The sequence below is a fragment of the Bartonella capreoli genome (genome assembly GCF_902813205.1).
GTDB lineage: Bacteria > Pseudomonadota > Alphaproteobacteria > Rhizobiales > Rhizobiaceae > Bartonella > Bartonella schoenbuchensis.
This window is the reverse complement of record NZ_CADDZX010000061.1, coordinates 1-942: the sequence shown is the minus strand read 5'-3', so window position 1 is coordinate 942 and position 942 is coordinate 1. Positions and strand designations below refer to the sequence as shown.

The 942-nt window shown below is 40.7% G+C and carries 1 protein-coding gene; it reads left to right on the top strand.

All coding sequences use genetic code 11. The annotated features are described in order from the left end of the window. Positions 1-934: autotransporter outer membrane beta-barrel domain-containing protein (locus J7R05_RS07280; RefSeq protein WP_208541769.1), on the top strand; the 934-nt coding region annotated here is incomplete at its 5' end. Between the last annotated feature and the right edge of the window lie 8 nt (positions 935-942).

Genomic DNA, 942 nt, shown 5'->3' with positions numbered 1-942 from the left:
TTATCTGCTTTTACCCAATGCTTTATTCTATGCTGGGTTGATGGATATCAACAATCAAACTGAGCTGTTGGGGACAATGGTGACGTCATTTGATCCATTTTTCAATGGAAAGCCGGCGTTTTTCATACGTGGTTATGGTGGTAGTCACAACTACACTTCTGATTTGTCTGCTTCAGAATATGGTTATGGTGGTAAGTTTGGTTATCACGCAGCAGACGCAGCTGTTCTACTAAGTACATTAGAAAGCGAACAAAATAGCGCATTTGTTGGAGTTATAGGTACTTATGGTAAATTATCACTCCAACCTCAAGATGTTGAAAAAAGTAAGAAAAGCAATTTTGATCACTGGTCTGTGACGGCTTATGCTAGTTTGCAGCATAATATGGGGTTTTATGTTAATGGTCTTTTATCGTATGGCTTATCTCGAGGAGATGTAGAAACACTTGCACGAGGTAAAACAGCAAGAATAACGGGCAAACCGCTGCGTGCAGCTTTGACAGGTGGTAAGGCTTTCTTGACTGGATATGAAGGCTTTGTTTTTGAGCCACAGATGCAGCTTATTTATCAATATTTGATGTTTAATTCTGCTCGGGATATTGGTAAGTTTGATATTAAAATAGGATCTCCTAGCCAATTAACAACGCGTTTGGGTGGGCGTCTTACCAAATTCCTTACTGGAATTGGAGAGGGGCGTTCAGTGTCCTTCTATGGTAAGCTGCATCTTATGGGTAGCTTTGGAGGAAAGCAGTTTGTGCAATTCAAAGATACATTCCAATTAGGTGCATTTGGTTCTTCTATGGAAGCAGGTGTGGGTGTGCAGGCTCAGTTGTCGTCTCAAATAGCTCTGCATGGTGATGTGGTTTATCAGCAAAAATTAACCAAAGCTGGTTTTTCGGGAAGTACTTTCTCAGGAGGACTACGTTATCGTTTCTGATCTATATT